The 26,784-nt window shown below is 72.3% G+C and carries 25 protein-coding genes; 7 read left to right on the top strand and 18 right to left on the bottom strand.

The genetic code is table 11. The features are described 5' to 3' along the window. Positions 1–320: 320 nt before the first annotated feature. Positions 321–557, bottom strand: coding sequence for a DUF6243 family protein (locus AB0G74_RS30375; RefSeq protein WP_361152720.1), 237 nt, complete (start codon positions 555–557; stop codon positions 321–323). 234 nt (positions 558–791) lie between these two features. After that, on the bottom strand, positions 792–2,177 hold the full coding sequence (locus tag AB0G74_RS30370) for a glycine--tRNA ligase (RefSeq protein WP_361152717.1): 1,386 nt from the start codon (positions 2,175–2,177) through the stop codon (positions 792–794). 197 nt (positions 2,178–2,374) lie between these two features. Here AB0G74_RS30370 and AB0G74_RS30365 point away from each other — a divergent pair, with 197 nt between their 5' ends. The 4 genes from AB0G74_RS30365 to AB0G74_RS30350 all read left to right on the top strand — a co-directional run bounded on the left by AB0G74_RS30365 (position 2,375) and on the right by AB0G74_RS30350 (position 5,730). Beyond that, positions 2,375–3,409: a metal ABC transporter substrate-binding protein gene (locus AB0G74_RS30365; protein WP_361152713.1), complete on the top strand. Its 1,035-nt coding sequence runs from the start codon at positions 2,375–2,377 to the stop codon at positions 3,407–3,409. Beyond that, positions 3,406–4,191, top strand: coding sequence for a metal ABC transporter ATP-binding protein (locus AB0G74_RS30360; protein WP_361152711.1), 786 nt, complete (start codon positions 3,406–3,408; stop codon positions 4,189–4,191). The genes AB0G74_RS30365 and AB0G74_RS30360 overlap by 4 nt, the downstream gene beginning before the upstream one ends. A gap of 2 nt (positions 4,192–4,193) precedes the next feature. Continuing rightward, entirely contained in the window at positions 4,194–5,084 is an 891-nt protein-coding gene (locus AB0G74_RS30355) for a metal ABC transporter permease (RefSeq protein ID WP_361152708.1), read from the top strand. A gap of 205 nt (positions 5,085–5,289) precedes the next feature. Beyond that, the gene (locus AB0G74_RS30350) at positions 5,290–5,730 is read left to right on the top strand and encodes a transcriptional repressor (RefSeq protein ID WP_361152705.1); all 441 of its coding nucleotides are present in this window, start codon (positions 5,290–5,292) and stop codon (positions 5,728–5,730) included. 114 nt (positions 5,731–5,844) lie between these two features. On the opposite strand, the gene AB0G74_RS30345 is transcribed toward AB0G74_RS30350, so the two are convergent. The 6 genes from AB0G74_RS30345 to AB0G74_RS30320 all read right to left on the bottom strand — a co-directional run bounded on the left by AB0G74_RS30345 (position 5,845) and on the right by AB0G74_RS30320 (position 13,088). Then, the gene (locus AB0G74_RS30345) at positions 5,845–6,666 is read right to left on the bottom strand and encodes an isoprenyl transferase (RefSeq protein ID WP_361152702.1); all 822 of its coding nucleotides are present in this window, start codon (positions 6,664–6,666) and stop codon (positions 5,845–5,847) included. 85 nt (positions 6,667–6,751) lie between these two features. Beyond that, on the bottom strand, positions 6,752–7,573 hold the full coding sequence (gene recO / locus AB0G74_RS30340) for a DNA repair protein RecO (protein ID WP_361152700.1): 822 nt from the start codon (positions 7,571–7,573) through the stop codon (positions 6,752–6,754). Between the two features lie 133 nt (positions 7,574–7,706). Further along, a complete protein-coding gene (locus AB0G74_RS30335) occupies positions 7,707–8,417 on the bottom strand; it encodes a response regulator transcription factor (RefSeq protein ID WP_361152698.1) in 711 nt (236 codons plus the stop codon). Beyond that, positions 8,414–9,754: a histidine kinase gene (locus tag AB0G74_RS30330; RefSeq protein WP_361152695.1), complete on the bottom strand. Its 1,341-nt coding sequence runs from the start codon at positions 9,752–9,754 to the stop codon at positions 8,414–8,416. Before AB0G74_RS30330 ends, AB0G74_RS30335 begins: the two co-directional genes overlap by 4 nt. 164 nt (positions 9,755–9,918) lie before the next feature. Further along, positions 9,919–12,090: an MMPL family transporter gene (locus AB0G74_RS30325; protein ID WP_361152692.1), complete on the bottom strand. Its 2,172-nt coding sequence runs from the start codon at positions 12,088–12,090 to the stop codon at positions 9,919–9,921. A 212-nt stretch (positions 12,091–12,302) separates the two neighbouring features. Continuing rightward, positions 12,303–13,088 (bottom strand): helix-turn-helix transcriptional regulator, encoded by a 786-nt coding sequence (locus AB0G74_RS30320; RefSeq protein ID WP_361152689.1) that lies wholly within the window; start codon positions 13,086–13,088, stop codon positions 12,303–12,305. A 226-nt stretch (positions 13,089–13,314) separates the two neighbouring features. Between AB0G74_RS30320 and AB0G74_RS30315 the strand changes: the two genes are divergently transcribed. Beyond that, positions 13,315–14,676, top strand: a complete 1,362-nt coding sequence (locus AB0G74_RS30315) for an MFS transporter (protein WP_361152686.1) — start codon at positions 13,315–13,317, stop codon at positions 14,674–14,676. A gap of 201 nt (positions 14,677–14,877) precedes the next feature. On the opposite strand, the gene AB0G74_RS30310 is transcribed toward AB0G74_RS30315, so the two are convergent. Further along, the gene (locus AB0G74_RS30310; RefSeq protein ID WP_361152683.1) at positions 14,878–15,573 is read right to left on the bottom strand and encodes a TerB family tellurite resistance protein; all 696 of its coding nucleotides are present in this window, start codon (positions 15,571–15,573) and stop codon (positions 14,878–14,880) included. Positions 15,574–15,933: 360 nt separating this feature from the next. Continuing rightward, positions 15,934–17,694 (bottom strand): 2-isopropylmalate synthase, encoded by a 1,761-nt coding sequence (leuA, locus tag AB0G74_RS30305; protein WP_361152680.1) that lies wholly within the window; start codon positions 17,692–17,694, stop codon positions 15,934–15,936. A 378-nt stretch (positions 17,695–18,072) separates the two neighbouring features. Between leuA and AB0G74_RS30300 the strand changes: the two genes are divergently transcribed. Both AB0G74_RS30300 and AB0G74_RS30295 read left to right on the top strand, forming a co-directional pair. Next, positions 18,073–19,131, top strand: coding sequence for a M4 family metallopeptidase (locus AB0G74_RS30300; RefSeq protein WP_361152677.1), 1,059 nt, complete (start codon positions 18,073–18,075; stop codon positions 19,129–19,131). Positions 19,132–19,245: 114 nt separating this feature from the next. Further along, positions 19,246–19,518: a protealysin inhibitor emfourin gene (locus AB0G74_RS30295; RefSeq protein ID WP_361152675.1), complete on the top strand. Its 273-nt coding sequence runs from the start codon at positions 19,246–19,248 to the stop codon at positions 19,516–19,518. 36 nt (positions 19,519–19,554) lie between these two features. Here the strand turns inward: AB0G74_RS30295 and era are convergent, their stop codons facing one another. The 8 genes from era to AB0G74_RS30255 all read right to left on the bottom strand — a co-directional run bounded on the left by era (position 19,555) and on the right by AB0G74_RS30255 (position 26,738). Continuing rightward, on the bottom strand, positions 19,555–20,499 hold the full coding sequence (gene era / locus AB0G74_RS30290; RefSeq protein ID WP_361152673.1) for a GTPase Era: 945 nt from the start codon (positions 20,497–20,499) through the stop codon (positions 19,555–19,557). Between the two features lie 124 nt (positions 20,500–20,623). Next, positions 20,624–20,986 carry a cytidine deaminase gene (locus AB0G74_RS30285; RefSeq protein WP_361152671.1) on the bottom strand — a complete coding sequence of 121 codons (363 nt, stop codon included), beginning with the start codon at positions 20,984–20,986 and terminating at the stop codon, positions 20,624–20,626. Between the two features lie 19 nt (positions 20,987–21,005). Further along, positions 21,006–21,359 carry an MmcQ/YjbR family DNA-binding protein gene (locus AB0G74_RS30280; protein WP_361152724.1) on the bottom strand — a complete coding sequence of 118 codons (354 nt, stop codon included), beginning with the start codon at positions 21,357–21,359 and terminating at the stop codon, positions 21,006–21,008. An 11-nt stretch (positions 21,360–21,370) separates the two neighbouring features. Then, the gene (locus AB0G74_RS30275) at positions 21,371–22,693 is read right to left on the bottom strand and encodes a hemolysin family protein (protein WP_361152668.1); all 1,323 of its coding nucleotides are present in this window, start codon (positions 22,691–22,693) and stop codon (positions 21,371–21,373) included. After that, positions 22,690–23,187 carry an rRNA maturation RNase YbeY gene (gene ybeY, locus AB0G74_RS30270; RefSeq protein ID WP_361152666.1) on the bottom strand — a complete coding sequence of 166 codons (498 nt, stop codon included), beginning with the start codon at positions 23,185–23,187 and terminating at the stop codon, positions 22,690–22,692. The genes AB0G74_RS30275 and ybeY overlap by 4 nt, the downstream gene beginning before the upstream one ends. A gap of 13 nt (positions 23,188–23,200) precedes the next feature. Further along, on the bottom strand, positions 23,201–24,304 hold the full coding sequence (locus tag AB0G74_RS30265) for a PhoH family protein (RefSeq protein WP_361152664.1): 1,104 nt from the start codon (positions 24,302–24,304) through the stop codon (positions 23,201–23,203). A gap of 166 nt (positions 24,305–24,470) precedes the next feature. After that, positions 24,471–25,535: a PfkB family carbohydrate kinase gene (locus tag AB0G74_RS30260; RefSeq protein ID WP_361152722.1), complete on the bottom strand. Its 1,065-nt coding sequence runs from the start codon at positions 25,533–25,535 to the stop codon at positions 24,471–24,473. Positions 25,536–25,724: 189 nt separating this feature from the next. After that, positions 25,725–26,738, bottom strand: a complete 1,014-nt coding sequence (locus AB0G74_RS30255) for an adenosine deaminase (protein ID WP_361152662.1) — start codon at positions 26,736–26,738, stop codon at positions 25,725–25,727. Positions 26,739–26,784 lie beyond the last annotated feature (46 nt).

The following is a 26,784-nucleotide window of genomic DNA, read 5'->3' as shown; positions in this document are numbered from 1 at the left end:
CTAAATGCTCTCCCCAGCACCGCCCCTGAAAAGAGGGCCCCGCCTTTCCACGAGGACGGCAAGAGAGGCAACCTAGGGGCGCGGGGAACTGCGCGAACGGCCACGACGGTGGCGCAGACCGCCGACAACACGAGGTCGCCGGGCGGGATCCGGGTAGTAAGGCGGCAACCCGGAGGGCCAAGGCGCTGGGGGTCCCCCATTGCCGAAGGCATAGGGGGCGGAACTGCGCGAACAGCCACGACGGTGGCGCAGACCGCCGACGACACCAGGCCGCCGGGCGGTGCCCGGGAGGGGCGAGGGCCTCCCGGGCACCGGTGCGGTCAGGCGTCCTGGGTGTCCGGGGTCGCGGGCTCCGCGGCGTCGGGGGTCTCCGGCTCAGGGGCGGCGTCGGTGTCGTCCGCGGTGCGCCGGCGCATCCGGGCCACCAGGTCGGCCTTCTGGTCGGCGGCAGCCCTGCGGTCGGCGGCGCCCGCCGGTCCGCCGGTCTGCTGTCCGGAGCGGGACAGCTTGCGGCGCTGTCCGCCGACGCCGAGGAGGTTGTTTCGGCTCTTGGCCATGGGGTTCTCCCGTTCGGGGTGAGAAATGACTGTGGGGGTCAGAAGGGGGCGGGGCCGGGGGTTTCACCGCCGCGGTCGCCGCCGCGCTCTCACTCGTAGATCTGGAAGAACGAAGACATGGCGGTGACGTTACCCCGGCCGGGGCGCCCGGGGCATCCGGTTTTCCGCGTGGAAAGGCCCGGGGCCGGCCGGGCACACGGCCCGGCCGGCCCCGGGCCGGTCGTCGTACGAGGGTCAGCAGCCCAGCAGACGGGCGCCCAGGTACGCCTGGATCTGGTCGAGGGAGACCCGCTCCTGCTTCATGGTGTCGCGCTCGCGCACGGTCACCGCGTTGTCGTCGAGGGTGTCGAAGTCGACGGTGACGCAGAACGGCGTACCGATCTCGTCCTGGCGGCGGTAGCGGCGGCCGATGGCGCCCGCGTCGTCGAACTCGATGTTCCAGTTCTGCCGCAGGTCGGTCGCCAGGCCCTTGGCCTTCGGGGAGAGCTGCGGGTTGCGGGAGAGCGGCAGCACCGCGACCTTCACCGGGGCCAGCCGCGGGTCGAGCCGCAGGACCGTGCGCTTCTCCAGGACGCCCTTGGCGTTGGGCGCCTCGTCCTCGTTGTAGGCGTCGAGGAGGAAGGCGAGCATGGTCCGGCCGACACCGGCGGCGGGCTCGATGACGTACGGGGTCCAGCGCTCCCCGGCCTCCTGGTCGAAGTACGACAGGTCGTGGCCGGACGCCTTGGAGTGGGCGGAGAGGTCGTAGTCGGTACGGTTCGCGACGCCCTCCAGCTCGCCCCACTCGTTGCCGCCGAACTGGAAGCGGTACTCGATGTCGGCGGTGCGCTTGGAGTAGTGCGAGAGCTTCTCCTGCGGGTGCTCGTACCAGCGCATGTTCTCCTCGCGCAGGCCGAGGCCGGTGTACCAGTTCCAGCGTTGGTCCATCCAGTACTGCTGCCACTGCTCGTCCTCGCCCGGCTTGACGAAGAACTCCATCTCCATCTGCTCGAACTCACGGGTCCGGAAGATGAAGTTGCCGGGCGTGATCTCGTTCCGGAAGGACTTGCCCATCTGGGCGATGCCGAACGGGGGCTTCTTCCGCGAGGTCTGCTGGACCTGGGCGAAGTTGGTGAAGATGCCCTGCGCGGTCTCGGGGCGCAGATAGGCGACGGAGCCGGAGTCCTGGGTGGGGCCGAGGTGGGTGGCGAGCAGGCCGGAGAACTGCTTGGGGTCGGTGAAGGCGCCCTTGGTGCCGCAGTGGGGGCAGTTGATGTCGGCGAGGCCGTTCTCGGGCGACTTGCCGCCGTGCTTCTCCTCGTACGCCTCGATCAGGTGGTCGGCCCGGTACCGCTTGTGGCAGGAGGTGCACTCCGTGAGCGGGTCGGAGAAGGTCGCGACATGGCCGGACGCCTCCCAGACCTCGGTGGCCAGGATGACCGACGAGTCGATACCGACGACGTCCTCGCGCGAGGTGACCATGTAGCGCCACCACTGGCGCTTGATGTTCTCCTTCAGCTCGACTCCGAGCGGCCCGTAGTCCCAGGCAGCGCGCTGACCACCGTAGATCTCGCTGCAGGGGTAGACAAAGCCACGGCGCTTGCTCAGGTTGACGATCGTGTCGATCTTGTCGGCGGCCACGGTGCTCTCTTCATAGGGACGACGGCTGGGCGAATGCCTCAGATTACCGGCGTGGGAGCCCCCGGGATCAAATCGAGGGGCCCCCGGACCGGAACCGGATTTCCACGGTCCGCGAGGCGAACCGGAGGTGCCGATTCCATCCCGTTTTCACCCTGGCTTGTTGACAATGGTTTCCAGTTTTGTTGAAAATGACAGTCATGAACGTACGCCATCTGATACCTCCGGCCGTCACCGCGGGAACGGCCGCCCTCGGTCTGCTCGCGCTGACGGCCTGCTCTTCCTCCGCCGACGCGTCGGACGGCCGGGAGGACGGCAAGCTGAAGGTGGTCGCGTCGTTCTATCCGATGCAGTTCCTCGCCGAGCGGATCGGCGGCGACCGCGTCACCGTCTCCACCCTCACCAAGCCCGGGGTCGAGCCGCACGATCTGGAGCTCAAGCCCCGCCAGGCCGCCCAGCTGGAGAAGGCGGGCTACATCCTCTACCTCAAGGGCGTCCAGCCCGCCGTCGACAGCGCCATCGAGAAGACGCCCGTCAAGCACAAGACGGACGCGGCGAAGCTGACGGAGACCGAGCTGCCCGCCGCCGCGCCCCACCAGGAGGAGGACGGCCACGGGCACACCGAAGGCCACTCCGAGGGCGACGGTCACGACCACGGCACCGAGAGCGACGCCCCCGCCGGGGACGACCACGGCCACGACCACGGCAAGGGCGGCACCGACCCGCACGTCTGGCTGGACCCGGTGAAGTACGCCGAGATCGCGGCCGGGGTCGGCACCGCCCTCGGCAAGGCCGACCCGGACAACGCCGCCGTCTACAAGAAGAACGCCGACACCCTGGTCGCCGAGCTGAAGGCGCTCGACGCCTCCTTCGAGCAGGGCCTGAAGAACACCACCACCCGCACCTTCATCACCACCCACAGCGCCTTCGGCCATCTCGCCGGGCGGTACGGGCTGATCCAGGAGGGCATCGCCGGAATCGACCCCGAGGCCGAGCCCAGCCCCGCCCGGATCAAGGAACTGCGGAAGGTGGCGACCGCCGACAAGGTCACCACCGTCTTCTTCGAAACCCTCGCCAGCGACCGGACCGCGAAGACCCTCGCCGGTGACGCCGGGCTGCGGACCGATGTCCTCGACCCGCTGGAGGGCATCACCGACAAGTCGAAGGGCCGTGACTACTTCGCGGTGATGAACGCCAATCTCACGGCGTTGAAGACCGCCTTGGGGGCGAAATGAGTATCGCTTCGGGATCGGCCGCCGAGCCGCCCGTCATATCCCTCAGCGGCGCCCGGGCCGCCCTCGGCTCCCGGCCCGTGCTGCGCGGTGTCGATCTGACCGTGGCCCGCGGCGAGGTCGTCGCCCTGCTCGGCGCCAACGGCTCCGGCAAGTCGACGGCCGTCCGCTCGGTGATCGGCCGGGTACCGCTCACCTCCGGCCGGGTCGAGCTGTTCGGCACCGAGCTGCGGCGGTTCCGCGACTGGGCCAGGGTCGGCTACGTACCGCAGCGGACCACCGCCGCGAGCGGGGTGCCCGCGACCGTCCGCGAGGTCGTCACCTCCGGCCGGCTCTCCCGCGCCCGGTTCGGACTGCTCTCCCGGGCCGACCGGGCGGCCGTGGACCGGGCCATCGGTCTGGTCGGGCTCGCCGACCGGGCGAAGGACCCGGTGGAGGCGCTCTCCGGCGGACAGCACCAGCGGGTGCTGATCGCCCGGGCCCTGGCCGCCGAACCCGAGCTGCTGATCATGGACGAGCCGATGGCCGGGGTCGACCTGGCCAGCCAGGAGGTGCTCGCCGAGACCCTCCACGACCAGGTGGCGGCCGGGACGACCGTACTGCTGGTCCTGCACGAGCTGGGCGCCGTGGAGCCGCTGATCGACCGGGCCGTCGTCCTGCGCGACGGCTGTGTCGTCCATGACGGTCCGCCGCCGAAGGCCCTGGGACAGCACGCGCTCCCCGGCCACGACCACGTACATCCGCACGCGGCCGACGAGCCGCTCCGCACGGGACTGCTGAGCTGACCATGGAAATCCTCGAAACGGCGTTCATGCAGCGGGCGCTGATCGCGGCCGTCCTGGTCGGGATCACGGCGCCCGCCATCGGCGTCTATCTGGTCCAGCGCCGCCAGGCGCTGCTCGGCGACGGCGTCGGCCATGTCGCGATGACCGGTGTCGGCCTCGGTTTCCTGCTCTCCACCAACCCGATCTGGATGGCCACCCTGGTCTCGGTCGCGGGCGCGGTCGCGATGGAGCTGATCCGGGCGTACGGCCGCACCCGCGGCGACATCGCGCTCGCCCTGCTCTTCTACGGCGGCATGGCGGGCGGCGTCATGCTGGTCAACGTCTCGGACACCGGGTCGACGGCCGATCTCAGCTCCTTCCTCTTCGGCTCGCTCTCCACCGTCTCCGACGCCGATCTGACCGCGATCGCCCTGCTGGCCGGGTTCGTGGTGCTGGTCACCGTCGGGCTGCGGCGGCAGCTCTTCGCCGTCAGCCAGGACGAGGAGTTCGCCCGGGTCACCGGCCTGCCGGTCCGGGCGCTGAATCTGCTGATCGCGGTGACCGCCGCGGTGACCGTCTCGGTCGCCATGCGGGTCGTCGGGCTGCTGCTGGTCAGCGCCCTGATGGTGGTCCCGGTGGTGGCCGCCCAGCAGCTCACCCGGTCCTTCCGGGCGACCTTCGCGCTGGCCGTCGGCATCGGGGTCGCGGTCACCCTGGCGGGCACCACGACCTCGTACTACCAGGACGTACCGCCCGGGGCGACGATCGTCCTGCTGGCGATCGGGGTGTTCGGCCTGCTGGCCGTGGTGGCGGCGCCACTGGCCAGGCGCCGGGCGAGGGCGGCCGAGGCCACGGTGACCGGGGAGTGCGGGGTGCCGGGCGTCCGCGTCCCGCGCGACGACGTCACGGTCTGACGGCCGCCGGGGGAACGTACCGAAGCCTCGCGGAAGGCCCGGCCGGGCGGGGGCGTGAAGGCGGTACGGGCCCGGCGGGAAACCGGTACGGCCGCCGGTCCGGGCGCCGGTCCGACCGGCGGGTCGCGCCGACCGGTGCCGTACGCGGCGCGGGGCCTGGCAGAATTGGCCGTGACACGTTGTGCGGTCGATGGAGGAGGCACCTGTGGCGACGGCGCCATCCGGCGGAAACACCACCCCTGTACGAGGCCGGTCGACCCGGCAGCGCGCCGCCGTGGCGGCGGCGCTCAACGAGGTGGACGAGTTCCGCAGCGCCCAGGAGCTGCACGACATGCTCAAACACCGGGGCGACTCGGTGGGCCTGACGACGGTCTACCGCACCCTTCAGTCGCTGGCGGACGCGGGCGAGGTCGATGTGCTGCGCACCAGCGACGGCGAGTCCGTCTACCGGCGCTGCTCCACCGACGACCACCACCACCATCTGGTCTGCCGGGTCTGCGGCAAGGCGGTCGAGGTCGAGGGCCCTGCCGTGGAGTCGTGGGCCGAGTCGGTGGCCGCCCAGCACGGCTATGTGAATGTGGCGCACACCGTGGAGATCTTCGGTACGTGCGCGGAGTGCGCGGCCTCGGCGGCGGCCGAGGGCTGAGCCGTACGGCCGGAGCCCGGACCGGGCCCGAGCCGTAAGCACGGACCGGTCGGCGGGGGCGGACGATGCCCGCCCCCGCCGTCGTACATCCGGATCAAGAGTACGGGTCCGGGGTCAGCGGCCCTGCGCGGGGACCTCGTTCGGCTTGGCGCCACCGAAGCGCCGGTCGCGCTGGGCGTACTCCAGACAGGCCCGCCACAGGTCGCGCCGGTCGAAGTCGGGCCAGAGCACGTCCTGGAAGACCATCTCGGCGTAGGCGCTCTGCCAGAGCAGATAGTTCGAGGTCCGCTGTTCGCCGCTGGGCCGCAGGAAGAGGTCCACATCCGGCATGTCCGGGTAGTAGAGGTACTTCCGCAACGTCTTCTCATTGACCTTGGACGGGTCGAGACGGCCCGCCGCGACCTCCTGGGCGACCCGCTGCGCGGCGTCGGCGATCTCGGCCCGGCCACCGTAGTTGACGCAGAAGTAGAGCGTCATCGCGTCGTTGTCCTTGGTCTGCTCCTGGGCGATCTGGAGCTCCTGGACGACCGACTTCCACATCTTCGGCATCCGGCCGACCCAGCGGATCCGGATGCCGAGGGCGTCCATCTCGTCCCGGCGGCGGCGGATGACGTCCCGGTTGAAGTTCATCAGGAAGCGGACCTCTTCGGGCGAGCGCTTCCAGTTCTCGGTGGAGAAGGCGTACAGCGACAGATTGCCGACGCCCATCTCCAGACAGCCCTTGAGGACGTCGAGGACGACGCCCTCGCCGACCTTGTGGCCCTCGGTGCGGGGCAGACCGCGTTCCTTGGCCCACCGCCCGTTGCCGTCCATGACGACCGCGACATGGTTGGGAACCAGCTCGCCGGGGATCTTCGGCGGCCGCTCACCGGACGGATGCGGCTCGGGGACCTGGTACTCACGGCGGTTACGGCCGAGGATTCCGCGTCGTGCCATTGCGGCTCTCACTTCTCCTGTGTGCGATGCGAGTGATTGCTGGTCGGTCGGGAGTCGGAGGCGTCCGGGGAACGCCGGAAGGGCGTCATACGGGGGTCGAGCGGGCGTCATGGGCGGTGTCGCGGGCGGTGCCGCCGGGCGCGGGGCTCCGCACGGTGCCCTCCTTGTCGACATAGCGCAGGGACCGCAGCCCCCGCTCCAGATGCCAGTGCAGATAGGCGGAGACCAGCCCGCTGCCCTCCCGGACGTGCCGCTGCTCGCAGGCGTCGGCGGTGGGCCAGTCGCCGGTCAGCAGCGCGCTGAGCAGTCCGATGGCCTCGGTCGACGGGACGACGCTCCCCGGGACCCGGCAGTCGGCGCAGATCACCCCGCCCGCCGCGACCGAGAAGAACCGGTTGGGCCCGTCGAGGCCGCACCGGGCGCAGTTCACGAAGCTGGGCGCGTAGCCGTTGACGGCGAGGGAGCGGAGCAGAAAGGCGTCGAGGATGAGCCGGGGCGCGTGCTCGCCCCGGGCCAGCGCCCGCAGCCCGCCCACGAGCAGCAGATACTGCTGGACGGCGGGCTCGCCCTCATGGTCGGTGAACCGCTCGGCGGTCTCCAGCATGGCGGTACCGGCGGTGTAGCGGGCGTAGTCGCCGACGATGGCGCCGCCGTAGGGGGCGATGGTCTCGCTCTGGGTGCAGAGCGGCAGTCCGCGGCCGACCAGCTCGCCGCCCCGGGCGAAGAACTGGATGTCGACATGGGAGAACGGCTCCAGCCGGGCCCCGAACTTCGACTTGGTGCGCCGTACGCCGCGCGCCACGGCCCGCACCCGGCCGTGGCCCCGGGTGAGCAGGCTGATGATGCGGTCGGCCTCGCCCAGCTTCTGAGTGCGCAGGACGACGCCTTCGTCGCGGAACAGGCTCATGGGGTCCATTCTCGCGTACGCGGCGGGGCGCCACGGCGTCTCCGCCGGATCGGGCGGGATCGGGGGCGCCAGGGGCGGGATCGGGGCGTCGCAGCGGGGGTCGGCCGGTGGGATCCCGGCGGGGAAGGGCGGCCTACGGCCGGTCCCGGGGTTCCGGTCCCCGGTCGCCGGGGACGACCAGTCCGGACTCGTAGGCGACGATCACCAGCTGGGCCCGGTCGCGGACGCCGAGCTTGCCCATCATCCGGCTGACATGGGTCTTGGCGGTCAGCGGGGAGAGGGCGAGGGTCTCGGCTATCTCGGCGTTGTTGAGGCCGCGGGCGACCAGGGCGAGGACCTGGCGCTCCCGTTCGGTGAGATCGCCGGGTCCGGCGGTGCCGGGCCGGGGCGCGGTGGGGGCTGCGAGTACCCGGGCGATCAGCCGGGCGGTGGGGCCGGGTGAGAGCAGGGCGTCCCCGGCGGCGACGGTCCGGATGGCGGCCAGCAGCTCGGCGGGGCGGGTGTCCTTGACGAGGAAGCCGGAGGCCCCGGCGCGCAGCGCCTCGACCACGTACTCGTCGGTGTCGTACGTGGTCAGGACGAGGACCCGGACTCCGGCGAGATCCGGGTCGGCGGCGATCTGCCGGGTGGCGCCGATGCCGTCGAGGCCGGGCATCCGGATGTCCATGACGACGACGTCGGCCCGGGCGGAGCGGGCCCCGGCGACGGCCTGGGCGCCGTCGCCGGCCTCGCCGACGACCTCCATATCGGGGGCGGAGGAGAGCAGCAGGGCGAAGGAGGCGCGGACGAGCTGTTGGTCGTCGGCGAGGAGTACCCGGATCGGGCGGCCGGTTCCGGTGGTCATTCGGGTCTCTCCGCGGGCTGGAGGGGCAGCCGGGCGGCGACCCGGAAGCCGCCGCCGGGGCGTGGTCCGGCGGTGAGGGTGCCGTGGACGCTGCGGGCGCGTTCGCGCATTCCGGCGATGCCGAAGCCGGGTGGGGCGGCGGGGGCGGCCGGGTCGTGCGGGGCGCCGTCGCCGTCGTCGGTGACGGTGACGTGGAGGGCGCCGTCGTGGTGTTCGACGGTGACGTGGGCCCGGACGCCGGTACCGCCGTGGCGGACGGCGTTGGTGAGGGATTCCTGCACGATCCGGTACGCGGCGGCGGCGACGGCGGACGGCGGGCGGGTGTCGCCGGGCCGCAGGGTGAGGGCGGCGCCGGACGCGGCGGCGAGTCCGGGCAGGGCGGCCAGGTCGGGCAGCGGCCCGCCGTCGGGGCCGGGACCGGGGCCGGGCGGGGTGCCGGGGGCTTCGGGGCCGTCTGGGGCGCCGCCGCCCGGCGGGTCGGTCCGGAGGACGGTGAGGGTCGTCCGGAGTTCGCCCCGGGCGGTGCGGCAGGTGTCGGCGATGTCGTCGAGGGCCTTGGCGAGCGCGGCCCGGTCCAGCCGGTCGGGGTCGACGGTGAGGACATGGGAGGCGACGGAGGTCTGGACCCCGATCAGGGTGATCGAGTGGGCGAGCAGATCGTGCAGGTCGCGGGCGATCCTGACGCGTTCCTCGGCGACCCGGCGGGCGGCCTCCTGTTCCCGGGTGCGTTCGGCGTGCTCGGCGCGGGCGATGACGGAGGCGATGTAGCGGCGGTAGGCGCGGACGTCCGTACCGCAGAAGAGGACGGCGATGACCCAGCCGGAGGTCCGCAGGGCCTCCAGGCCCTGATGGGGGCCGACGGTGAACATCACCCCGACGGCGAAGACGAGGACGCCGCCGCCGACCAGGGCGGTGGTCCGGGGCCGGGACAGGGACGCGACGGTATAGAGCAGGATCAGCGACGCGGGCATCGGCGCGACATGCGCGTTGTCCATGGCGTGGTACGGGGCGACGGACGCGATCCCGGTCAGCATCGCCGGGAAGGGCCGTACGCGCCGCCAGGCGAGCGGTACGACGGCACCGGCGAGCAGCAGCCAGCCGAGGGCGTCGGGCCGCCCCCCGTCCTGGCAGACGGCGGCGAGCACGACCGCGACGACCCCGGTCACGGCGGCCAGTACGGCGTCGTTGCGGCGCAGCCCGGGTGCGGCGAGCGGATCCCGGCCGACGACGTTGAGCAGCCATACGCCCGGCCGCAGCGGGCCGCCCCGGGGCCCCGGCGGGCCGTCACGGCCGGGGCGGCCCGGGGTGGGCGGGGGCGGGGCTTCGGCGGTCTCCATCGGTCCATCCTGGGGTACGGGCGGTACGGAACTGACGGCGGTACGGGGCCGGTTCGGGCGGCGGTACGGAGCCGGAGCGGCGCCCGGGAGGCCCCGGGCCCCTCGGCGGCGGGCGGTGCCGAGGGGCCGTACGACGATCTCGTACGAGGGTCTCGTACGGAGCGTCAGGTGAGGGCGCCGGGGCGGTCGGCCGGGACGTCCTCGGGGTGCTCCCGGCCGGGCTCGGCGCCGGGCTGCACGCCCAGCCCGGCGCCGGGTAGCGGGGACCCCGTCGGGTCCGTCCCGGCCGCCGGGCGGCGGGAGAGCGCGCCGGGCCACCAGATCGCGCGGCCCAGCAGCAGGCTCGCGGACGTCACCAGATACGTACGGACCAGGAACGTGTCCAGCAGCACCCCGACCGCGATCAGGAAGCCCATCTCGACCAGCGCCACCAGCGGCAGGCTCATCAGCACCCCGAACGTGGCGGCCAGGACGATCCCGGCGGAGGCGATGACGCCGCCGGTGGTGCGGAGCGCGATCAGCGCGGCGTCGGCGGGTGTCCGGCCCGCGAGGGCCTCCTCCCGCATCCGGTGCATCAGGAAGATGCCGTAGTCGACTCCGAGGGCGACCAGGAAGACGAAGGACAGCAGCGGGATACCGGGATCGACGCCCCGGAAGCCGAGGAGGGGTTCGAAGACGAGTCCGCCGAGCCCCCAGGCGGCGCCCCAGACGGCGACCACGGCCACGGTGAGGACCGTCGCGGCGACCACCGAGCGCAGCAGGGCGATCAGGATCAGCAGTACGGCACCGAGTACCAGCGGGATCACCACCTTCCGGTCGCGCTCGTTGGTGGCTTCCAGGTCGATCCCCTGCGCGCTCTCCCCGCCGACGTGGGCGACTCCGTCGAGGGCCGCGCGCAGGGCCTTGATGGTGGCGGTCTCGCCCGCGGTCTGCGGGGCGTCCTCGGCGAAGACGGCGATCTCGGTCCAGCCACCGGCGCTGCGTCCGCGTTCCACGGCGGCGACCCCGTCCTCGGCCCGGACGGTCGCGGTGACCTCGTCGGCGCGGCCGGTGGGTGCCATCACGGCGACGGGGGCGCTGCTGCGGTCGGGGAAGGCGTCGGCGAGCCGGGCCATGGCGGCCACGGACTCGGGCTTCGCGGTGAAGGAGTCCTCGGACTTGAGGCCGCCGGGCAGGTTGAACGAGCCCAGCGCCAGCGCGCCGAGCACGGCGGCGCCGGTGACGAGGACGGCGAGCGGGCGGCGCCCGGCGGATCCGCCCATGGCGGCGAAGAGGGACCTGCGGTGGTCGGGTTCGGTGCCGTGGACCGGGATCAGCGGCCAGAAGACCCGGCGGCCGAGGACGACCAGCAGGGCGGGCAGCAGGGTCAGCATGGCGACCAGCGCGGCCACCACGCCGACGGCGCCGACCGGGCCGAGTCCGCTGGAGCTGTTGAGGTCGGCGGCCGTCAGACAGAGCAGCCCGGCGGCGACCGTGCCGGACGAGGCGAGGACGGCGGGCCCGCAGCCGCGCAGGGCGGCGGCCATGGCGTCGTACGGCCGCTGGTGGCGGCGGAGTTCCTCGCGGTAGCGGGCGACCAGCAGCAGGGCGTAGTCGGTACCGGCGCCGAAGACGAGGACGGTCATGACCCCGGCGCTCTGGCTGGTGACGGTGAGGTCGAAGCCCTGGACGAGTCCGTAGATCACCCCCCGGGTGAGGAGGGCGGCGACACCGACGGTGAGCAGGGGTACGAGCCAGAGGAACGGGCTGCGGTAGGTGAGGATCAGCAGGACCGTCACCACGGCCACGGTCGCGATCATCAGGGTGCCGTCGATGGTGGAGAAGACTTCCTCCATATCGGCTTCGAGGGCGGCGGGCCCGCCGACGCCGACGGTGAGTCCGTCACCGCCGCTGACGGCCGCGCGTACGTCCTCGACGAAGGCGATCCGTTTCTCCTCGTCGTTGCCGGGGCCGCTGCCGGCGATCGGCACCATGAGGACGGTGCCGTCCTCGGAGGACACCGGGTTCGGCGGGACCACCAGCGGGTGCGCGGCGGCGACGGCCGCAGTCTGCCGCTCGACCAGGGCACGGTCGGCGGGCCGGATTCCGCCGTCGCGGCTGTAGACGAGGACGAGTTCGGCGGTCTCGCCGCCGGGCAGGCTCTGCTCGATCTTCGCGACCTGGGTGGAGTCGGCTCCAGCCGGGAGATAGTCGACGGCGTTGTCGCGCTGGACGTCCTCCATCTTGCCCGCGAAGGGCAGGACGACGGCGACGACGGCGGCCCAGAGCAGCAGTACGCCCCAGGGCAGCACCCGTCGCCGTCGTTCGGCGGGGCGGGACGGGACGGTGGACCTCATGGACGGTTCCCCCTCGGGTGCGCGGGCGGCGCTGCCGGTGTGCGGCGGCCGGTTACGGACCCACCCTCCCGCCGGGATACGGGTCTCCTCGTCCCGCCGGGGACCGAGATACCGCGTACTGCCGCGGGCGCAAGGGGTCGCCGCTTACTCCCCCGGGAGTACGCGCCGGGCGCCTCCCGAACGGGCGGCCGCTGCCAACTGAGCGCGCGGGGCTACGGGGTCGGGTCCTCCGGGGGCGCGCCGTGGAGGTAGCGGCTGGGGGACGTACCGACCGTCCGTCTGAACGCCGCCAGAAAGGCGCTGGCCGTCGCGTATCCGACGGCATGCGCGACCCGTGAGACCGGCTGCCCCTCGGCGAGCATCGGCAGGGCGGCCCGCAGCCGGGTATGGGTGCGCCAGCGGTCGAAGTTCATCCCGGTGTCGGCGGCGAACAGCCGGGTGAGGGTACGGCGGCTGACGCCGACGGCCCGCGCGTGGGCGTCGAGTCCGCGCGGATCGGCCGGATCGGCGGTGAGCGCGTCGGCCACCGCCCGTACCCGGGGGTCGGCGGGCTCGGGCACGTCGATGGGCGCGGCGGGCAGCGGGCGCAGCAGATCCGGTACGACGGCTTCGGCCCGGAGCCGGGCACCGACGGTGAGGTCGTCCCGGCCGAGGTGGGCGATCAGCCGGGCGAGGAGCCCGTCGACGGCCACGGCGGTGGGTTCGGACCACTCGACGGAGCAGCGGGCGGGAACGAAGTAGAGGGAGCTGAGCAGGGCGCCCCGGGTGGCACCGGTGCGGTGGACGATTCCGGCGGGGATCCACAGGGCGCGGGTCGGCGGCAGTACCCAGTAGGTGTCGTCGACGGCGACGCCGATGACGCCCCGGCGGCTCCAGGCGAGTTGGTGGTGGGTGTGGCTGTGGGCGGGGAACCACTCGCCGGAGGTGATGGGGAAGCTGCCGACGACGATCGCACCGGCTCCGTCGGGGGCGGGGCAGGGCTCGGGCCACCGGGTCACGGGGGCTCCTTCCGGGGCCGGGCGGCGCCTCGTACCGCCGCTCGCGCCTTGACTCGTACACGGCTCGCGCGGGGGCCTGCGTACGGCCCGTGGAAGGTCCACGGCGGGTCCACGGAAGGTCCACGGAAGGTCCGTACGCGGGCCCGCGGACGCGTTGTCCTCTACGCGCTATCACTTGTCCCGGTAGCGTATCGCGGCTGCGGAAGGGGCTGCGTAGCGTCGCTGTATGACGACAACATCCCAGGTCAACACGGGTGTACGGCGACGTGCCCAGGCACTCGTGGTGCTCTCCTTCATCCATTTCATGCTGGTCCTCGACGACTCGGTGGTGAATGTCGCGCTCGCCACCGTCCGGGACGACCTCGGCTTCGGAACGGCGGGGCTGGCCTGGGTGGTCAACGCCTACTTCCTGGCCTTCGGCGCCCTGCTGCTGGTCGGCGGGCGGGCGGCCGATCTGCTGGGCCGCCGGGCGGTCTTCCTCACCGGCGTCGCGCTGTTCGGGGCGGCGAGTCTGCTGTGCGGACTGGCCCAGGAGCCCTGGCAGTTGGTGGCGGGCCGGTTCCTCCAGGGCACCGGCGCGGCCCTGGCGAGCCCGGCGGCGATGTCGCTGATCACCCTGATGTATCCCGGCGACGGCGAACGGGCGAAGGCGATGGGCGTCTGGGGCGGGGTGGCCGTGCTCGGCGGCACGACCGGTCTGGTGATCTCCGGTGTGGTGACGGATCTGCTCTCGTGGCGCTGGGTGTTCCTGATCAATCTGCCGATCGCGGCGGCGGCGCTCCTGCTGGCGCCGAGGCTGCTGCCCGCGGACGAGCGGCGGCCCGGGGCGCGGATCGACGTCCCCGGGGCGCTGCTGGGTACGGGCGCGCTGCTGGCCCTGGTCCACGGACTGCTGCGGGGCGCCGAACACGGCTGGGACCTGGCCGCGGCCGTACCGCTGCTGCTCGCGGCGGTACTCGGCGGCGCGTTCCTCGCCGTGGAGGCCCGGACGGCCGACCCCCTGGTGCCGCTCGCCTTCCCGGCCCGGCGGTCACGGGCGGTGGCCCTGGTGGCGGCGCTGCTCTTCACGGCCGCGTTCTTCGCCTTGTCGTTCCTGGTGATGCTGCGGCTCCAGAACGAGCTGGGGTACGGGCCGCTGGCGGCGGGCCTCGCGTATCTCCCGTACGCGGCGGGCGTGTTGGCGGGGGTACGGCTATCCTCGTGGGCGGTGGCCCGCTACGGCGTCCGTCCACCGCTGCTCGTCTCGTTCCTGGTGAGCGCCGTGGGGCTGCTGATGCTCTCCGGCATCACGGCCGGGACCGCGTATCCGACGGGTATCGCGCCCGGACTGCTGGTGGCGGCCCTGGGTTCGGGCCTCGGCTTCCCGGCCCTGGCGATCGCGGCGGTCGCCGACACCACGGAACGCGACGCGGGCCTGGCGTCGGCGCTGCTCGGCTCGGTCCAGCAGGTGGGCGGCGCGGTGGGCATCGCGGCGCTGGTGGGCATCGCGGCGGCAGAGGGCTTCACCTTCGCGCTCCAAGCGGCGGCGACACTGCTCCTCGGCTGCGCGCTCCTCGTCGCGCTGGCCCTCCCCGGGCGGCGGGCGTAGTTCCCGCCGGCAATGCGGACTCCAGCGCCTCGGCTGCTCCCGGGCACCGTCCCTGACCGGGTGCACCCGGCGGCCTGATGTTGTTCGCGGTCCGCGCCACCGTCGTGGTTGTTCTCGCAGTTCCCCGAGCCCCTAGATGCTTCCCCGGCACCGCTCCTGAAAAGGGGCCCGCCGCTCACGTGGCACCCGGCCCCGGGAGCGTCAAGGGGACAGCGTCCTCGCCGTGCTCAGGAGGCGGACCGTGTCCGTGGGGGGCAGTTGGAGCGCCGCGCCGACCGTCGTCAGGACCTCCCGCTCCGCCGGGGTGTACGGCCCGTCCGCGAGGGCGATCCGGGCGCCCTGGAGCAGGATGGACTCCCGCCCGGCCGGGGCGAGGTGCGGCGCGAGCGGCTCCAGCGCCTCGTGGAGTTCGATGGCGAGGGCCGCCCCGCACGGACCGGTGTCGCTGACGAAGCGTCCGGTGTCCGCGGCGAGCGCCTCGATCAACCCGGTGAGCTGGTCTTCCGTACAGTCGTGGAGCCCCGCCGCGCGTACCGTGGCGACCGCGGTTTCGCGGACCGGCCGGGACTCCGTCCCGCCGGACGCCAGGACCGCGAGGGCGACGGTGTGCACCGCGTCCCGCAGCATCGCGGAGAACCGCGCCGTCGTGGGGTGGTCGAGGACGTCCATGCCGAAGTGGCCGTGGCAGGCCGTGCATTCGACGACGGGCCCGGTCGAGCCGCGCGGCAGTACCGGGATCCCGAGCAGGGTGAACCGGCGGCGCCCGGTCCGGCGGCGGTAGTTGCGGTCGCCGCCGCAGGCCGCGCAGAAGAACTCGCCGTCGCCGATGGTGTTCCACGCGGTGGATACGCCGCAGACCCACAGCCTTCGACCGAATACACCCCGGTCCGTCCGCAACTCGCACCTCCGCCGGCCTCACCCGTCGGCCTGCGCCTACGGGCGTCACTGTGCCACGGCACAGCCTTGTTGGCGTGATGTTAGCCACATGAACAGGGGCCCGTCAGTACCCCGGAGCGCCCCGGTCCGCACATGGCCGATTACCGACGACAGGGGCCCGTACCGGTTCCCGTCCCGAGCTGCGGAGACGTACGGGAGACCGGTCCGGGCCCGTCGGACGTACGAAGCGGAGATCGGACGGACGTACGAGCGGTGACCACGGCCGGTGCGTGAGCGGGCCTACGGCGGATGCCCGCCGCGCGCCCGCTCACAAGGGCCGGTGGTACGCGGCGACGCCCGTAGAGCGCCGCCCCGGGGCCGTTACCGGGCGGCCCGGTTCACCGCCGAGACGACCGCCTTCAGCGATGCCCTGGTGGTGTTGGCGTCGATGCCGATACCCCACAGCACCTTGCCGTCGATGGCGCACTCGATGTACGACGCGGCCTGCGCGGACGCGCCCTCGCTCATGGTGTGCTCGGTGTAGTCGAGCAGCCGGGTGTCGATCCCGACGGCCTGCAGGGCGTCGAAGAAAGCCGAGATCGGGCCGTTGCCGGAGCCGGTCAGTACGGTGTCGGCGCCGTCCACGACGGCGTCCACGGTCAGGGTGTCGACCCCGTCGGTGTCGGTGGTGGACTGGCCGGAGCGCAGCCGGATCCGGCCCCACGGGTTGTCCGGGTTGGGCAGGTACTCGTCCTGGAAGACGGTCCAGATGTCGCCGGGGGTGACCTCGCCGCCCTCCGCGTCCGTCTTCGCCTGGATGATCTTCGAGAACTCGATCTGCATCCGGCGCGGCAGGTCCAGCTTGTGGTCGTTCTTCAGGACGTACGCGATGCCGCCCTTGCCGGACTGCGAGTTGACCCGGATCACGGCCTCGTAGGAGCGGCCGACGTCCTTGGGGTCGATCGGCAGATACGGGACGTTCCACTCGATCTCGTCGACGGTCTTCCCGGCCGCCGCCGCGTCCGCCTCCAGCGCGTCGAAGCCCTTCTTGATGGCGTCCTGGTGGGAGCCGGAAAAGGCGGTGTAGACCAGGTCGCCCGCGTAGGGGTGGCGCGGGTGGACCTCCATCTGGTTGCAGTACTCGCTGGTCCGGCGGATCTCGTCGATCTGCGAGAAGTCGATCTGCGGGTCGACGCCCTGGGAGAACAGGTTCATGCCCAGGGTCACCAGGTCGACGTTGCCGGTCCGCTCGCCCTGGCCGAAGAGGCAGCCCTCGATCCGGTCGGCGCCCGCCATGACGGCCAGCTCGGCGGCGGCGACGGCGGTACCCCGGTCGTTGTGGGGGTGCACCGACAGACAGACGTACTCGCGCCGGGACAGATTCCGCGACATCCACTCGAACCGGTCGGCGTGGGTGGAGGGCGTGGACCGCTCGACGGTGGCCGGCAGATTGAGAATGATCTCCCGGCCGTCCTCGGGCTGCCAGACGTCCATGACGCCCTCGCAGACCTCCAGGGCGAAGTCCAGCTCGGTGTCGGTGAAGATCTCCGGGCTGTACTGGTAGCCGAAGACCGTCTCGGGCCCCAGCAGCTTGTCGGCGTACTCCAGGACCAGCCGGGTGCCGTCCACCGCGATCTGCTTGACCTGGTCGCGGGAGCCCCGGAAGACGACCCGGCGGAAGGTGGGGGCGGTGGCGTTGTACAGATGGACGGTGGCCCGGCGGGCGCCCTTCAGGGACTCGACGGTCCGCTCGATCAGCTCTTCGCGCGCCTGGGTGAGGACGGAGATCGTCACGTCCTCGGGGATCGCGCCCTCCTCGATGATGGAGCGGACGAAGGCGAAGTCGGTCTCGCCGGAGGACGGGAAGCCGACCTCGATCTCCTTGTAGCCCATCCGTACCAGCAGGTCGAACATGGCGCGCTTGCGGGCCGGGGACATCGGGTCGATCAGGGCCTGGTTGCCGTCGCGCAGATCCGTGGAGAGCCAGCGGGGCGCCTTGGTGATCCGGCGGTCCGGCCAGGTGCGGTCCGGCAGGTCCACGGCCTCGTAGGGCCCGTACTTGTGGATCGGCATCCCGGACGGCTGCTGGGAGTGACTGGCGTTGGTGATCGGCGTGGGACGGCCGATGGCGGCGTCGGTCATGGTGTGCGCGGGCTCCTCGGATTCCGGTTGGAAAGATCGACCGGCCGACGGTTCGAAGCAGCAGCTTGTCCCGCGGGGAGGGGGTCGGCCTACGACTACAGGCCCTCGCCGCGGCAGCTAAGAAGAAGCAGCCCGAAACGCATGATGCCGGGGAGCATATCCGACGGACCGGACGACCGCCGCCCTCGTATCAGTATGCGGGACACCGGATGCGTACGGATCCCGCGACGAGCCCCGCCCCCGGGGGGCGCCGCCGGGGGCGCTCCGATGAGCGCCGCACGCCTGTTCCGTCAGTGCGAAACGGCATCCTTCACTCCATTTCACTAATAGCGGTCGCGGCTAGTGACACTGTCGTGCCTCGGTGTCACATTGCCTTGCATGGCATTCCACAGCGTCTTCTGCACCGTCGTTCCGCCGCATCTGCTGGACAAGCTGGCCCGGGCCGAGAACCAGCGGATCGCCGACCGCGCCACCCGCACCCTGGAGCGCGACGCCTTCCAGCGCACCCGCCGCCGGATCACCACGGTCCGCGGGGTCGCGGCCGTCCCGCCCGTCGCGGACGCCGACGCCAAGCCCCGGCGCACGATCTACGACTGCGAGAACGGGACCGACCTGCCCGGCCGCAAGGTCCGCGGCGAGGGCGACGAGCCGGGCCGGGACGCCACCGTCAACCGGGTCTACGCGGGCCTCGGCGCCACCGTCGAGCTGCTGCTGAAGGCATACGGCCGCAACTCGCTCGACGACGCCGGGCTGAAGCTGGACGCCAGCGTCCATTTCGACCGCGAGTACGGCAACGCCTTCTGGGACGGCTCCCAGATGGTCTTCGGCGACGGCGACGGCGAGATCTTCCTCGACTTCTCCATCCCGGTGGACGTGATCGCGCACGAGCTGGCCCACGGGCTGACCCAGCACACCGCCAACCTGGAGTACTTCAGCCAGTCCGGGGCTCTCAACGAGTCCGTCTCCGACGTCTTCGGCGCGCTGGTGAAGCAGTACGTCCTCGGCCAGACCGCCGATCAGGCGGACTGGCTGATCGGCGAGGGCCTGCTGGCGCCCGATGTCACGGGCGTCGCGCTGCGCAGCATGAAGGCGCCCGGGACCGCGTACGACGACGACGTCCTCGGGAAGGACCCGCAGCCCGCGACGATGGACGACTACGTCCGCACCGGCCGGGACAACGGCGGAGTCCACATCAACTCCGGCATCCCGAACCACGCCTTCTATCTGCTCGCCACCGAGCTGGGCGGCAAGGCGTGGGAGCGGGCCGGGCAGATCTGGTACGACACCCTCACCGGCGGCGAGCTGACGCAGGACGCCCGGTTCGGCGAGTTCGCCGGGCTGACGGTGGCCTCGGCCCGGGCCCGCTACGGCGACGGCTCGCCCGAGGTCGAGGGCGTACTGAAGGCATGGTCGACGGTGGGCGTCCCCACCTCGTGACCCCGCCGGACCGGGGGGCGGTACGGGCCCGGGCCGCCCGTACCGCCCCCCGGTCGGCCGTGGCGCCCGGATCCCCGCTACCGCCCGCCCCGGATCCGTACTAGAACGGATGTCATGCGTATCCAGATTCGGCGCACCGGCGGCTTCGCCGGGATCGAGCGGTTCGCCACCGTCGACACCGCCGGGCGCCCCGACGCGGCCGAGTGGCGGGCGCTCGCCAGCGCGGCGGTGGAGGAGTCGGCGCCCACGGGCCCGGCCCGGGCGGGCGTCCCGGACGGTTTCGCGTACGAGATCACCGTCGACGGGCGGACCGTCCACACGGCCGAACCCCGGCTGACCACGGCCCAGCGGCGGCTGGTCACCCGGGTACTGCGCGAAGGCGCCTGACACCCTGCCCGCGGCGGCGGCCGGCCCCCGGGGCGGTCAGAAGCCGAGCTTGCGGAGCTGCTTGGGGTCGCGCTGCCAGTCCTTCGCGACCTTGACATGCAGATCGAGGAAGACCGGAGTGCCGAGCAGCGCCTCGATGTGCTTGCGCGACTTGCTGCCGACCTCCTTCAGGCGGGCACCCTTGGGGCCGATGATGATGCCCTTCTGGCTGGGCCGCTCGATATACAGATTGGCGTGGATGTCCAGCAGCGGGCGGTCCTTCGGCCGGTCCTCCCGGGGGATCATCTCCTCGACCACGACGGCGATCGAGTGCGGCAGCTCGTCCCGGACGCCTTCCAGCGCCGCCTCGCGGATCAGCTCCGCGACCATGACCTGCTCGGGCTCGTCGGTGAGATCGCCCTCGGGGTAGAGCGGCGGGCCCTCGGGCAGCAGCGGCACCAGCAGATCCGCGACCAGCTGCACCTGGTCGCCGCCGACCGCCGAGACCGGGATGATCTCGGCCCACTCGAAGCCCAGCTCCCGCGCCAGCAGGTCCACGGCGATCAGCTGCTCGGCGAGGGTCTTGGAGTCCACCAGGTCCGTCTTGGTGACGACGGCGACCTTCGGGGACTTCTTGATCCCGGCCAGCTCCTTGGCGATGAACCGGTCACCGGGGCCCAGCTTCTGGTCTGCGGGCAGACAGAAACCGATCACGTCGACCTCGGCCCAGGTGGTGCGGACGACATCGTTGAGCCGCTCGCCGAGCAGGGTCCGCGGCTTGTGGAGGCCGGGGGTGTCGACCAGGATCAGCTGGGCGTCCGGGCGGTGCACGATCCCGCGCACGGTGTGCCGGGTGGTCTGCGGCCGGTTGGAGGTGATCGCCACCTTCTGGCCGACCAGAGCGTTCGTGAGGGTGGACTTGCCCGCGTTGGGGCGGCCGACGAAACAGGCGAAGCCCGACCGGTGGGGGGCGGACTCGCTGGACTGGGTACGCGCGCTCATGCCGTTCATTCTCCCCGATCCGCGCGCTTCCCGTGCCCCCCGCCCTCACCGGGGCCTCCTCCCGGGACTCCTCGCACCCCTGGGGCCCTCCCGACCGCCCGCCGACCCCGCCCCCCGGAGGGGGTCAGGTCGTGGAGCGCAGGGTGCCGTCGGGGGCGGCGAGAAGGACCGGGGTGTCGGGGCCGCCCAGGTCGTGGACCGCCGCCCGGTCGTCGTCCGAGACCGCGGCGTCCGCGGACGTCACCAGCGCCGCCGCCTCCAGGGACCGCGCGCCGCTCGCCACGGCCATCGCGACGGCCGTCCGCAGGGCGCTCAGCCGCAGGGAGGGCAGCGCCACCGTGGAGGCGACATACGTCCGGCCGGTCTCGTCCCGTACGGCGGCGCCCTCCGCCGCGCCGTTACGGGCCCGCGCGCTCCGCGCCAGCGTGATGATCTTCCGGTCCTCGGGGTCGATCACGGTCTCCGGCGATTCGCTGCTCTGCGTCATGCCCCGAGTTTAGGCCGTGTCACGGGCGGTCCAGCCGGAGCCGTACGGCCCGCGGCAGCCCGGCGACCACCAGGTCGTACGAGTCCTCGATCAGCTCCCGGACCAGCCGGGGCGGCAGAGCGCCGACCGTCACGGTGTTCCAGTGGCGCTTGTTCATGTGATAGCCGGGGACGATCTCCGGATACTCGGCGCGCAGCCGGAGCGCGTTCTCCGGCTCGCACTTGAGGTTGATCCAGAGCGGCGCCCGGTCCAGCCGCCCCAGGGCGAAGACCTTCCCGGCCACCTTGAAGACCGAGACCTCGTCGCCGAAGGGGAAGTCCTCCACCGCGTCATTGAAGGCGAGGCAGAACGTCCGTACCTCGGCCGCCCTCATCCCCCGGCCGCTCATGCCGCGGACTCCTCCCCCGTCTCGTCGGCCTCGCGGGCCCCGGCATCGGCGGCCACCGGCTCCACCAGGACCGTGACGATCCGGTTGCGCCGTCCCGCCGGGGACTCCGCCGTCAGGCGCAGCGACCGGCCGTCGGGCAGTTCGAACCGGCCCGCCGCGCCCGCGATCGGCACCCGGCCCAGGGACTTGGCCAGCAGCCCGCCGACGGTCTCCACGTCCTCGTCGTCGAGCGCGCCGACCCCGTACAGGTCGCCGAGGTCACCGATGTCGAGCCGGGCCGTGACCCGGAACCTGCCCGCGCCCAGATCCTCGACGGGCGGCAGCTCCCGGTCGTACTCGTCGGTGATCTCCCCGACGATCTCCTCCAGGATGTCCTCGATGGTGACGATCCCGGCCGTACCGCCGTACTCGTCGATGACGACGGCGACATGGTTCCGCTTCTGCTGCATCTCGCGGAGCAGATCGCCCGCGTTCTTGGTGTCGGGGACGAAGACCGCGGGCCGCATGGCGGTGGAGACCACATCGCTCTCGGCGTCCCGGTTGACATGCGTCTTGCGGACCAGGTCCTTGAGGTAGACCACCCCGACGATGTCGTCCTCGTTCTCACCGGTCACCGGGATCCGGGAGAAGCCGGAGCGCAGGGCCAGGGTGAGCGCCTGGCGGACGGTCTTGTACCGCTCGATGCAGACCAGGTCGGTCCGGGGCACCATCACCTCGCGAACGAGGGTGTCGCCCAGTTCGAAGACCGAGTGCACCATCCGGCGCTCGTCGTCCTCGATCAGGGACTCCTGCTCGGCCAGGTCGACCAGGGCGCGCAGCTCGGCCTCGGAGGCGAACGGGCCCTTGCGGAACCCCTTGCCGGGGGTGAGGGCGTTGCCCAGCAGGATCAGCAGCTGCGGGACGGGGCCCATGATCCGGGCCAGCGGCAGCAGGACGTAGGCGGCGGCCGTGGCCGTGCTCAGCGGATGCTGCCGGCCGATGGTGCGCGGGGAGACGCCGACGGCGACGTACGACACCAGGACCATCACCGCGATGGCGACGGCCAGGGCCTCCCAGGTCTCCGGGAACTCCTGGAGGCAGACATAGGTCACCAGCACCCCGGCCGCCATCTCGCAGGCGACCCGCACCAGCAGGGCGACATTGAGATAGCGGGTCGGGTCGGCGGCGACCTGGGTCAGCTTGGCGGCGCCTCGGCGGCCCGAGCGCAGCGCCTCGGCGGCCCGGAAGCTGGAGACCCGGGCGATGCCGGCCTCCGCGCAGGCCGCCAGCCAGGCGACGACGACCAGCAGGACCGCCCCGGCGATCAGCGGGCCGGTCATGACACGGTCGGGGCCGGGGAGGGACCGGTGATCCCCCGCTCGGCGCGCCAGCCGTCGACGATCGCGCCCTGGAGTCCGAACATCTCCGCCTTCTCGTCGGGCTCCTCGTGGTCGTACCCCAGCAGATGGAGCACCCCGTGGACGGTGAGCAGTTGCAGCTCCTCGTCCATGGAGTGCTTCGTCGGGGCCTCCTCGCCCTGCTGCCGGGCGACTTCGGGGCAGAGCACGATATCGCCGAGGAGGCCCTGCGGGGGCTCCTCGTCGTCCTTGGCGGGCGGCCTCAGCTCGTCCATCGGGAAGGACATGACATCGGTGGGGCCGGGCAGGTCCATCCACTGGATGTGCAACTGCTCCATGGCTTCGGCGTCCACGACGATCACCGAGAGTTCGGAGAGCGGGTGGATGCGCATCCGGGCGAGGGCGTAGCGGGCGATGTCGAGCACCGCCCGCTCGTCGATCTCGATTCCGGACTCGTTGTTGACGTCGATCGACATGGTCTGGTTCGTACTACTTCCCGTGGGAGCCTCGGCCGTCGTTCGCGGCGGACCGGCCGTGCTGGGCACCGCCGGACCGCTGCTCCCCGACACGGCCGTCGTACTTCTCGTACGCGTCGACGATACGGCCGACGAGCCGGTGCCGGACGACGTCCTGGGACGTGAGCCGCGAGAAGTGGACGTCGTCCACCCCGTCGAGGATCTCCTGCACCTGTCGCAGACCGCTCTTGGTGCCGTTCGGCAGGTCGACCTGGGTGACGTCACCGGTGATGACGATCTTCGAGTCGAAGCCGAGCCGGGTGAGGAACATCTTCATCTGCTCGGGGTTGGTGTTCTGGGCCTCGTCGAGAATGATGAAGGCGTCATTCAAGGTACGCCCCCGCATATACGCGAGCGGCGCGACCTCGATCGTCCCGGCGGCCATCAGGCGGGGGATGGAGTCCGGGTCGAGCATGTCGTGGAGCGCGTCGTAGAGCGGGCGGAGATAGGGGTCGATCTTCTCGTAGAGCGTGCCGGGGAGGAAGCCGAGGCGCTCGCCGGCCTCGACCGCGGGGCGGGTCAGGATGATCCGGGTGACCTGCTTGGACTGGAGGGCCTGGACCGCCTTGGCCATGGCGAGATACGTCTTGCCGGTACCGGCGGGGCCGATGCCGAAGACGATCGTGTGCTTGTCGATGGCGTCGACGTACCGCTTCTGGTTGAGCGTCTTGGGGCGGATGGTGCGGCCACGGCTGGAGAGGATGTTCTGGGTGAGCACCTCGGCCGGGGTCTCCGTCCCGTCGCCGTTGCCGTTCGCCTCCGCCCTGAGCATGGCGATCGAGCGTTCCACCGCGTCCTCCGTCATCGGCTGTCCCGTGCGGAGCACGAGCATCATCTCGTCGAACAGGCGCTGGATCAGGGCGACTTCGGACGCGTCCCCGACGGCGCTGATCTCATTGCCCCGGACATGGATATCGGCCGCCGGGAAGGCCGCCTCGATCACGCGCAGCAGGGAGTCGCCGGAGCCGAGGACCGTCACCATGGGGTGCTTGGCGGGGACGGTGAAGAAGGCTCGGGCCTCGCCGCTCTCGGAACGCCGCGCGGACTTCGAGTTCTGTGCTGTGGGTGTCTGAGTCATGGGCCGGCTCTGGGGCCTGCGCCTACCTCCTGATGCAGGGTTCTCGCCGCTCGACAACCTCTGGGACACCAGCCTACGACGCGGCGCCGACAACGGCCGAAGGCATTTTCCGCGGGGGCCGTCCCGGGGGCCGCGGGCGGGGCGCCGCGGCCGGGGAAACCGCCGGTCAGGCCGGGCTGCGGAAGCCGATGGTGGGGACGGCCCGGCGCAGGGGCAGGGGGCGGGCCGGGGCGGGCAGCAGTTCGTCGAGGAAGGCGTACCGCCGCAGGGCCGCCGGGTCCTGGGCCGGGGCGTCCTGGACGTGGCGCCACCAGGCGGCGATCTCCCACCAGCCGGGTGCGGAGAGTGAGCCGCCGAACTCCTGGACGGAGAGGGCGGCGGTGAGTCCGGCGAAGGCGAGCCGGTCGGCGAGCGGCCACTCGGCGAGGGTGCCGGTGACGAATCCGGCCACGAACACGTCGCCCGCGCCGGTGGGGTCGAGTGCCTCGACCGCGATCGCGGGCACCTCGGCGCAGGCGCCGGTCGAGCCGTCGACCGCGTAGGCGCCTTCGGCACCGAGGGTGACGACCGCCGTCGGTACGTAGGCGGTGAGGGCGTGGGCGGCCCGGCGCGGGCAGTCGGTGCGGGTGTAGCGCATGGCCTCCTCGGCGTTGGGGAGGAATGCCTCGCAGTGCGCCAGGTCGGCCAGCCGGGAGGGGTCCCACCGGCCCGTCTCGTCCCAGCCGACGTCCGCGAAGATCCGGGTGCCGCTCGTGGCGGCCTCGGCGATCCAGGGGGCGGGCTCGGGCTCCAGGGACGCCACCGCGGCCCGCGCGGGCGGGCAGTGGGGCGGGACGCCGGGCGGCGGGGCCTCGTGGCCGTGGGAGACCATGGTCCGTTCGCCTTCGTAGGCCATGGAGACGGTCACCGGGGAGTGCCAGCCGGGTACGGTCCGCGACCGGGAGAGGTCGATGCCCTCGCCCTGTTCCAGCGCGTCCCAGCAGTAGTCGCCGTAGTGGTCGTCGCCGAAGGCGGCGGCCAGGGACGTCCGCAGGCCGAGCCGGGCCAGTGCGGTGGCCATGTTGGCGACGCCGCCGGGGCTGGAACCCATGCCCCGGGCCCAGGACTCGGTACCGCGGACCGGGGCCGAGTCGAGCCCGGTGAGGATGATGTCGAGGAAGACCGTCCCGGTCAGATGGACGTCGCAATCCGGGTCGGCGGCGGTCCTGAGGGTGGCCAGCGGATCGAGCAGAGTCTCGTTCCGCGCGGAGGGGCCGCCTTCCCGGTGCTGCGGGGAGTGCGGGAGTTCGGGGTGCTGCGCGCCGTGTCGGGTGATCACCGTGCCTGCCGCTCCTGTGCGTGGTGCAGATTCGGCCAGTCTGCCAAATCCCGGCCCGGGAGGTGGGGTGATCAACGCCCCCGGGACCCCGGGGGCGGGTGGTCAGCCCGTCGCGGTGTCCTCGGTGGCGAAGTCGTAGGCGTCCACCTCGGCGATCAGCCGTGCCCTGCGCTCCTCGTCGTCGTCGAGGAAGGCGGCCAGGAAGGAGTTCCGGGCCAGTTCGCGCAGCCGCTCGGGGCCCAGGTCCAGCGCCTCGCGCACGGCGTGGAAGGTGTCGCCGACATAGCCGCCGAAGTAGGCGGGGTCGTCGGAGTTGACCGTGCAGAGCAGTCCGGCGTCCATCATCCGGGGCAGCGGGTGGTCCGCCAGGGTGTCGACGGCCCGGAGCCGGACGTTGGAGAGGGGGCAGAGCGTCAGGGGGGTCCGTTCCCGGACCAGCCGGTCGACGAGTTCGGTGTCCTCCAGGCAGCGGAGTCCGTGGTCGATCCGCTCGACGCCGAGGACGTCCAGGGCCTCGCGGATGTACGACGGCGGGCCCTCCTCGCCCGCGTGCGCGACCCGGCGGAGTCCGAGCGCCGCCGCGGCCTCGTAGACCTCCTTGAACTTGGCGGGCGGATGGCCCGCCTCCGCCGAGTCGAGGCCGACGGCGGTGATCCGGTCCAGATGGGGCCGGGCGGCCTCCAGGGTCTCCATCGCGGACTCGGCGGAGAGGTCCCGGAGGAAGCACATGATCAGCCGGGTGGAGACGCCGTGGCGCTCGGGCGCGGCGTCCAGCGCGCGGGTCAGCCCGGCGACGACGGTGGCCAGGGGTACGCCGCGGGCGGTGTGCGCCTGGGGGTCGAAGAAGATCTCGGCGTGCCGGACGCCCTGGGCGGCGGCGCGGGCGAGGTAGGCGTCGGCGAGTTCGGCGAAGTCGTCCTCGGTGCGCAGTACCGCCATCAGTTCGTAGTACAGGTCGAGGAAGGACTGGAGGTCCTGGAAGAGGTAGGCGCGGCGCAGTTCCCCGGTGTCCGCGTAGGGCAGGGTCAGGCCGTTGCGGGCGGCGAGGGCGAAGGCGAGTCCGGGTTCGAGGGTGCCTTCGATGTGGAGGTGGAGTTCGGCTTTGGGGAGCGGCACGGTGAGGTCTTTCCGGGGGTGCTTGCGGATGGTGCGGGTGGTGCTG

The sequence above is a fragment of the Streptomyces sp. NPDC020875 genome, from assembly GCF_040641415.1.
Taxonomy (GTDB): Bacteria; Actinomycetota; Actinomycetes; order Streptomycetales; family Streptomycetaceae; genus Streptomyces.
This window is presented reverse-complemented; position numbering and strand designations above follow the sequence as displayed.

Coding starts and splice junctions, on each gene's coding strand:
- AB0G74_RS30275 (WP_361152668.1), bottom strand. CDS start 22,693: ATGACCGGCCCGCTGATCGCCGGGGCGGTCCTGCTGGTCGTCGTCGCC.
- ybeY (WP_361152666.1), bottom strand. CDS start 23,187: ATGTCGATCGACGTCAACAACGAGTCCGGAATCGAGATCGACGAGCGG.
- AB0G74_RS30355 (WP_361152708.1), top strand. CDS start 4,194: ATGGAAATCCTCGAAACGGCGTTCATGCAGCGGGCGCTGATCGCGGCC.
- AB0G74_RS30325 (WP_361152692.1), bottom strand. CDS start 12,090: ATGAGGTCCACCGTCCCGTCCCGCCCCGCCGAACGACGGCGACGGGTG.
- AB0G74_RS30315 (WP_361152686.1), top strand. CDS start 13,315: ATGACGACAACATCCCAGGTCAACACGGGTGTACGGCGACGTGCCCAG.
- AB0G74_RS30375 (WP_361152720.1), bottom strand. CDS start 557: ATGGCCAAGAGCCGAAACAACCTCCTCGGCGTCGGCGGACAGCGCCGC.
- AB0G74_RS30360 (WP_361152711.1), top strand. CDS start 3,406: ATGAGTATCGCTTCGGGATCGGCCGCCGAGCCGCCCGTCATATCCCTC.
- AB0G74_RS30300 (WP_361152677.1), top strand. CDS start 18,073: ATGGCATTCCACAGCGTCTTCTGCACCGTCGTTCCGCCGCATCTGCTG.
- leuA (WP_361152680.1), bottom strand. CDS start 17,694: ATGACCGACGCCGCCATCGGCCGTCCCACGCCGATCACCAACGCCAGT.
- AB0G74_RS30330 (WP_361152695.1), bottom strand. CDS start 9,754: ATGGAGACCGCCGAAGCCCCGCCCCCGCCCACCCCGGGCCGCCCCGGC.
- AB0G74_RS30365 (WP_361152713.1), top strand. CDS start 2,375: ATGAACGTACGCCATCTGATACCTCCGGCCGTCACCGCGGGAACGGCC.
- era (WP_361152673.1), bottom strand. CDS start 20,499: ATGAGCGCGCGTACCCAGTCCAGCGAGTCCGCCCCCCACCGGTCGGGC.
- AB0G74_RS30265 (WP_361152664.1), bottom strand. CDS start 24,304: ATGACTCAGACACCCACAGCACAGAACTCGAAGTCCGCGCGGCGTTCC.
- recO (WP_361152700.1), bottom strand. CDS start 7,573: ATGAGCCTGTTCCGCGACGAAGGCGTCGTCCTGCGCACTCAGAAGCTG.
- AB0G74_RS30335 (WP_361152698.1), bottom strand. CDS start 8,417: ATGACCACCGGAACCGGCCGCCCGATCCGGGTACTCCTCGCCGACGAC.
- AB0G74_RS30345 (WP_361152702.1), bottom strand. CDS start 6,666: ATGGCACGACGCGGAATCCTCGGCCGTAACCGCCGTGAGTACCAGGTC.
- AB0G74_RS30280 (WP_361152724.1), bottom strand. CDS start 21,359: ATGAGGGCGGCCGAGGTACGGACGTTCTGCCTCGCCTTCAATGACGCG.
- AB0G74_RS30295 (WP_361152675.1), top strand. CDS start 19,246: ATGCGTATCCAGATTCGGCGCACCGGCGGCTTCGCCGGGATCGAGCGG.
- AB0G74_RS30285 (WP_361152671.1), bottom strand. CDS start 20,986: ATGACGCAGAGCAGCGAATCGCCGGAGACCGTGATCGACCCCGAGGAC.